The organism is Saccharopolyspora sp. (assembly GCF_017434145.1).
Classification (GTDB): domain Bacteria; phylum Actinomycetota; class Actinomycetes; order Mycobacteriales; family Pseudonocardiaceae; genus Saccharopolyspora_C; species Saccharopolyspora_C galaxeae.
Genome location: NZ_JAFRFW010000205.1, coordinates 1 through 6,518, shown reverse-complemented (window position 1 = coordinate 6,518; position 6,518 = coordinate 1). Strand labels below are relative to the sequence as shown.

The 6,518-nt window shown below is 69.9% G+C and carries 5 protein-coding genes; 3 read left to right on the top strand and 2 right to left on the bottom strand.

Going from position 1 to position 6,518, the window contains the following annotated elements; genetic code table 11:
• Positions 1-1,010 (bottom strand): glycine cleavage system protein T (locus tag IJH84_RS05685; protein ID WP_295141154.1); only part of this gene is annotated, 1,010 nt, incomplete at its 3' end.
• 213 nt (positions 1,011-1,223) lie between these two features.
• Positions 1,224-3,713: an FAD-dependent oxidoreductase gene (locus tag IJH84_RS05680; protein ID WP_295141152.1), complete on the bottom strand. Its 2,490-nt coding sequence runs from the start codon at positions 3,711-3,713 to the stop codon at positions 1,224-1,226.
• A 376-nt stretch (positions 3,714-4,089) separates the two neighbouring features.
• Between IJH84_RS05680 and IJH84_RS05675 the strand changes: the two genes are divergently transcribed.
• From IJH84_RS05675 to IJH84_RS05665, 3 genes are all read left to right on the top strand, one after another.
• Positions 4,090-5,325, top strand: a complete 1,236-nt coding sequence (locus IJH84_RS05675; RefSeq protein WP_295141140.1) for a sarcosine oxidase subunit beta family protein — start codon at positions 4,090-4,092, stop codon at positions 5,323-5,325.
• A 278-nt stretch (positions 5,326-5,603) separates the two neighbouring features.
• Positions 5,604-5,846, top strand: coding sequence for a sarcosine oxidase subunit delta (locus IJH84_RS05670; protein ID WP_200071924.1), 243 nt, complete (start codon positions 5,604-5,606; stop codon positions 5,844-5,846).
• The coding region (locus IJH84_RS05665) for a 2Fe-2S iron-sulfur cluster-binding protein (RefSeq protein ID WP_295141136.1) at positions 5,843-6,518 on the top strand (676 nt) is incomplete at its 3' end. The genes IJH84_RS05670 and IJH84_RS05665, both read left to right, overlap by 4 nt.

Genomic DNA, 6,518 nt, shown 5'->3' with positions numbered 1-6,518 from the left:
GAGGTGACCTCGCCGATGCGCAGCCCGTGCGGGTCGTGCACGTCGAACGGCTCGATCATGTTGCCGTCGTTGAACGAACCGATCGAGGGCCCGCCGATCCGCACGCCGACCAGTTTGCGGGCCACCCCTTCGGACTTGATCCGGGTCAGGGCCTCCTTGCCGATGAAGTCGGATTCCTGGTTCAGGTCGACCATCCAGGTCTTCTCGAAGCCGTAGCCCGCCTCGAACGGGTTGGTGTCATAGGTGATGTCGCAACCCCAGGACAGGATCCCGGCCTCGATGCGGCGGATGTGGCACGGGCCGATCACGGTCATCCCGTGCGGCTCGCCGGCCTCCCAGATCGTCTCCCACAGCTTCACGCCGTCGCGGCTGGCGTGGTGCAGGTAGATCTCGTAGCCCAGTTCCGCGGTGTAGCCGGTGCGGGAGACCACGACCTGCATCCCGTTCAGCTCGCGGTCCACCGCGTAGTAGTACGGAACGTCCAAAATGGACTCGCCGAACAGGTCGACCATCACGTCGCGCGACTTCGGCCCCTGCACCTGCACCGGCCCGACATCGGGCTCGCGGATCTGCACGTCCATGCCGAGGTTGTGCGCCAGGCCCTTCGCCCACAGCAGCACGTCGCTGTCGGCCAGCGACAGCCAGAAGTGGTTCTCGCCCAGCCGCAGCAGCACCGGGTCGTTGATGATGCCGCCGTCCTCGGCGGTGACGAACACGTACTTGCACTGCCCGACGCGGCACTTGTTCAGGTCGCGCGGCACCAGCATGTTGGTGAACTCGAAGGCGTCCGGGCCGGTGATCTCGACCTGCCGTTCCACCCCGACATCCCAGAGCGTCACCCCCTCCAGCAGCGCCCAGTATTCAGCGACCGGGTCACCGTAGTGCCGGGGGTGGTACGTGTGGTTGTAGACGCTGTAGAGGCCCACGCCGTGCTGCCTCGATGCGTGGAAGAACGGCGATTTGCGCAGCCGGGAGTACTGCAGGATGCCCGGATTCGGGTTGACGGCCATGGGCTGATGCTCCTTAGAAAGTTCTTTCAGAGTGGGTTTGCGTGGCGGTGCCGGTAGCGGAACCTCACAAAGATCAAAAAGAAGTGTGCTGATGCTCCTTAGCGGCGAGTGGGTTGACTTCCCGGCCTCGGCGAGGGATGCGGGAGCCGCACCTCGGCGGAATCACCGGGTGGTTGTGCGTTTCTCGGCAGGCGGATCCGTTGCCGGGCTGGTTCAGCAGCGCATCCGGGACATGTCCGGGTCGAACACCGGGTCGGCGACGACCGTTGCCGGATGTCGCCGGTCGAAGTAGGACACCCGCAGTTCGGTGCCGGGTTCGGCGAGTTCCGCGGGGATCCAGGCGTAGGCCAGGCTCGCGCCCGCGGAATGCCCGTAGCCCGCGCTGGTGGTGAACCCGGCCGCGGTGCGCCCGGAGCCGGCGAACACCGGCTCGGAGCCCATCAGCACCGTGCCGTCGTCGATGCGCAGGCAGCACAGCCGCCGCCGCACGGGTTGCTCCCGGCGCCGCAGCAGCGCGTCGCGCCCGACGAAATCGCCCTTGTCCGGTTTCACCGCGAACGCCAGCCCGGCCTCGTCGGGGTCGTGCTCGCTGGACATGTCGCCGCCCCAGGCGCGGTAGCCCTTCTCCAGCCGCATCCCGTTGAACGCGCCGCGCCCGGCGGGGAAGATCCCGTGCTCGGTGCCCTGGGCGGCCAGCAGGTCCCACAGCCGCCTGCCGAACTCCGCCGAGGTGTACAGCTCCCAGCCCAGTTCGCCCACATAGGACAGTCGAAGCGCGGTCACCGGCACCTCGCCGACGTGCAGCCGCTTGGCGCGGAAGAACCGGAACGCCTCGTGCGAGACGTCCTCGTCGGCCAGCGGTGCGAGCACGTCGCGCGCCTTCGGCCCCCACAGGCCGATGCAGCAGGTGCCGCCGGTGATGTCGCGGACCGCCGTGGTCTCGTCGGCGTGCCTGCGCAGCCAGGCGATGTCGCGGGGTCCGTTGCAGCCGACCTGGAACTCGGTCTCGGACAGCCGCGCGACGGTGATGTCGGCGCGGATTCCGCCGGTGTGCTCCAACATCAGCGTGTAGGTCACGTAGCCGGGTTTGCGGTCGAGCTGGTTGGTGGTCAGCCGCTGCAGCAGTTCCAGCGCGCCGCGGCCGCTGACCTCCGCGCGCGCCAGCGAGGTCATGTCGAACATCGCGACCCGCTCCCGCGCGGCCAGGTGCTCGGCGGCCACGATCGGCGAGAAGTAGCGGCCCGCCCACTCGCCGGGGGCGACGATTTCCCGGCCGGCCACGAGATGTTCGTTGCAGTCGTACCAGTGCGGCCGCTCCCAGCCGTTGGCTTCCAGGAACACCGCGCCGAGCTGTTCCTCCCGCTCGTGGAACGGGGTGGTGCGCAGCGGCCGGGGGCGCGCGGGCGGCTGCTGCGGGTGGATCACGTCGTAGACCTCGCGGAAGCTCTGCGCGCTGCGTTCGGCCACGTAGGACGAGCTGTGCGCGAACTCCTCGAACCGGCGCAGATCCGCCGCGCGCAGGTCCAGCCGCGGCGAGCCCTCGGTCAGCCACTCCGACATCGCCCGGCCGACGCCCGCGGAGTGGGTGATCCACACCGCCTCGGCGACCCAGAAGTTGTCGATCTCCCGGGACGGGCCGAGCACCGGCATCCCGTCCGCGGTGAACAGCATCAGCCCGTTCATGCCCTCCGCGATCTCCGCGCGGCCGAGCGCGGGCAGCAGCTCGCAGGCGTCGTCCCAGGGCTGCTTGAAGTCCTGCGGCGTGAACGGGTGCACGGAGGACATGCCCTTCCACGCGCCGCCGTCGGACGGAGCCTCCGCGCCGCCGCCCCGCGGAGCGCTCGGCGCCAGGTCCGCGGCCTGCACGGGCAGCACGCGGTGCTGGTAGGAACCGATGCCCCAGCGGTCGTGGATCTGCCGGAAGTACATCGAGCAGTCCTGATGGCGCAGCAGCGGCTGGGTCACCTCGTCCCCGCCGGCGGCCTTGCTGGCGCCGAGATCGGCGATCGGGCCGGTGACCGCGTACTGGTGCGCGACCGGTTGCACCGGGATGGACACCCCGGCCAGCGAGCCGATCTTCGGCCCCCAGATCCCCGCGCAGCACAGCACCGTCTCCACCTCCACCGAGCCGTCGGTCGTGCGCACCGCGCGGACCCTGCCGCCGGTCACGTCGAACCCGATCACCTCGGTGTTTCCCCGGAACCGGACGCCACGGCGAGTGGCCTCGCGGGCCATCGCCTCGGCCGCGCGCACCGGTTTCGCGATGCCGTCGGTGGGCACGTACAACCCACCGTGAATGCGGGACGGGTCGAGCTGCGGGATGCGGTCGTGCACCTCGTTCGGCCCGATCAGTTCCGCGGGCACGCCCCACGCGGCGGCGAGTCCGCGCTTGCGCTCCAGGTCGTCCCAGCGGGCTTCGGTGGCCGCGACCTCGATGCCGCCGACCTGGTGGAAGCACCGGCGCCCGTCGAGTTCCTCGGCGCTGAACCGCTCGACGGTGTAGGCGGCCAGTTTGGTCAACAACTCCGAAGCGTTGGTCTGGAACACCAATCCCGGTGCGTGCGAAGAGGAACCACCGGTGGCGAACAAGGGTCCTTGGTCCACGACGAGAACGTCGGTGACCCCGGCGCGCGCGAGGTGGTACGCCGTGGAGCAGCCGACGACGCCCGCCCCCACGATCATGATCCGCGCACTGGTGTCCATGTGCAGCCCCCTGGCTCACGAATCTGGTTTCCGGAGCACCGGTGCTGGACTCCGGGAAGATTTCGGCTTGGTTGACGCAGATTCGCTCTCGCGCGACCGGTCCGGGTGCCTGCGGAACACCTCCGGAGGGACTTTCGGAGGTGTTGCGCTCCTCACAACTGGCTGCGTTATGAGCAACAGTGCGCCTGGATCAGGGCGGGCGTCAAGGACACGGAGGGGCGAATTTTCGTTGGCATGATCGGCTTTCCGTGGCTAGATCGGAGCGCTTGATCGACATCGCTGGGCCACTGAGGCGATCCCGCTTGTCGCGGTGACCCGGCGTGGCTAACCTCTGCCGCACAAGGACATCTGGCGTTCTCGCCGAGTGGGTGATCAGATGCGATCCCGCCCTCCACAAGCTCCGGAACTCCCGGAACCTCCCGCGCGCCTGTGGCGTCCGGCCGAGCCCAAGCGCGGCTACGACGTGGTGATCGTCGGCGCGGGCGGGCACGGACTGGCGACCGCCTACTACTTGGCCCAGGAACACGGGATCCGGGACGTCGCGGTATTGGAACGCGGCTGGCTCGCGGGCGGGAACATGGCCCGCAACACCACGATCATCCGCTCCAACTACCTGCTCGACGAGAGCGCCGCGCTCTACGGGCACGCCCTGGACCTGTGGGAGCGCTGGCCGACCGAACTGGACCACGACTTCCTGCTCAGCCAGCGCGGGGTGCTCAACCTGGTGCACACCGAGCAGGAGATCCGGGACGCGCGGCGGCGGGTGTTCGCCAACGGCCTCAACGGAATCGACGCCGAGTTCGTCGGTCCGGAGGAGATCGCCGAACTGTGCCCGGTGCTGGATGTCTCGCCGCACAAGCGATATCCGGTCCGCGGCGCCACTTGGCAGCCGCGGGCCGGGATCGCCAAGCACGACCACGTCGCGTGGGCGCTGGCGCGGCGCGCCGACCAGCTCGGCGTCGACCTGATCGAGAACTGCGAAGTCACCGGGTTCGTCATGGACGGTGCGCGGGTCGCGGGAGTGCGGACCTCGCGCGGGGACATCGCCGCCGGCCGGGTCGGGCTCGCCGCCGCCGGGCGGACCAGCGCGCTCACCGAGACCCTCGGGCTGCGGTTGCCGCTGCAGAGCCATCCGTTGCAAGCCATGGTCTCCGAGCTGCTGGAGCAGGTGCACCCGTGCGTGGTGATGTCGAACCACGTGCACGTCTACTGCAGCCAGGCGCACAAGGGGGAATTGGTCCTCGGCGCGGGGATCGACACCTACAACGGCTACGGGCAGCGCGGGTCGGTGCACGTGCTGGAGCAGCAGCTCGCCGCGGCGGTGGAGCTGTTCCCGATGTTCGCGCGGGCGCACGTGATCCGGACTTGGGCGGGCGTCGTGGACGTCACGCCGGACGCCTCGCCGATCATCGGGCCCACGCCGGTGGAGGGCCTGTTCGTCAATTGCGGATGGGGCACCGGCGGGTTCAAGGCGACTCCGGCCGTCGGCCGGGTGTTCGCGCACACCGTTGCCACCGGTGCGCCGCATCCGCTCAACGAGCCCTACGGGCTGGAGCGGTTCCGCACCGGGGCCCTCATCGACGAACACGGCGCCGCTGCCGTGGCGCACTGAAGAATGTTTGAAAGGTGGTTTGCGTAGTGGGTCGCTTAGCGGAACCTCAGACGCCGTCTCGCTGCGGGATCTCGTCCTGAAGTAGCGCCCTACTCGGCGTCTGAGCTGTCCTCGCGAGACGACGCCTGAGAACCCGCGGCGGTGCCGGTTGCTCAGGTGGTCCGCCGCAAGCGGCTGCGCCGCTTCCAAGGCCGAACACAAGAGCGTGCCGCCACGCAAAAGGCGCAGCCGCGCCGCTCGAAGACAAGAGCCCAAATGATCCGAAGTGGAGGGACGTGATGTTGCGCATCCCTTGCCCCTGGTGCGGTGAGCGGGACGAGGTGGAGTTCCGCTACGGCGGTCAGGCGCACGTCCGATACCCGGCCGACCCGGCCGGGCTGGACGACGCCGCCTGGGCGGAATACCTGTTCGTGCGGGGAAATCCGAGCGGCAGCCTCGCCGAGCGCTGGGTGCACACCGCGGGGTGCAGGCGCTGGTTCGACCTGGTCCGGGACACCGCGACGAACGAGATCACGTCATGACCCGGCTCGGCAGCGGCGGCCGCATCGACCGCAGCCGCACGGTCCGGTTCACCGTGGACGGCACGCCGATGCTCGGGCATCCCGGCGACACGCTTGCTTCGGCGCTGCTGGCCGCGGGCGAGATCGAGGCCGCGCCGTCGCCTTATCTCGGCCGCCCGCGCGGAATCCTCACCGCCGACGCGAGCGAGCCGAACGCGATGGTCCAGGTGCTCGACGAGCCCGAGCCGATGGTGCCGGCGACCGAAGTGGAGCTGCGCGACGGTCTGGAAGTGGCGAGGCTCTCCGGCGTCGGCTGGGCCGAAGCGGGCGAGGAGTCCCGCTGCGACAAGAAGTACCGGCACGCCGACGTGGTCGTGATCGGAGCCGGCCCCGCCGGGATCGCCGCCGCCCTCGCGGCCGGTCGCAGCGGCGCGCGGGTGATCCTGGTGGAGCGCAACCGGGAACTCGGCGGCGCGCTGCTGGATGGCGACGAGGTGGTCGACGGCCTGCCCGGTCCGGAGTGGGTGCGGCGGGCGGTGCGGGAACTCGTCGAACTGCCCGAGACGCGGGTGCTGACCCGCGCGACCGCGGTCGGCCACTACGACCACGGATACCTGCTCGCAGCCGAGCATCCCGGGCCTGGCAAGCACCCGGGGCAGCACCGCCTGTGGCACCTGCGGACCCAGCAGGTGG

Bases quoted from the DNA above. Each gene is read 5' to 3' on its own strand.
- IJH84_RS05680 (WP_295141152.1), bottom strand. From the start codon at position 3,713: ATGGACACCAGTGCGCGGATCATGATCGTGGGGGCGGGCGTCGTCGGC.
- IJH84_RS05675 (WP_295141140.1), top strand. From the start codon at position 4,090: ATGCGATCCCGCCCTCCACAAGCTCCGGAACTCCCGGAACCTCCCGCG.
- IJH84_RS05670 (WP_200071924.1), top strand. From the start codon at position 5,604: ATGTTGCGCATCCCTTGCCCCTGGTGCGGTGAGCGGGACGAGGTGGAG.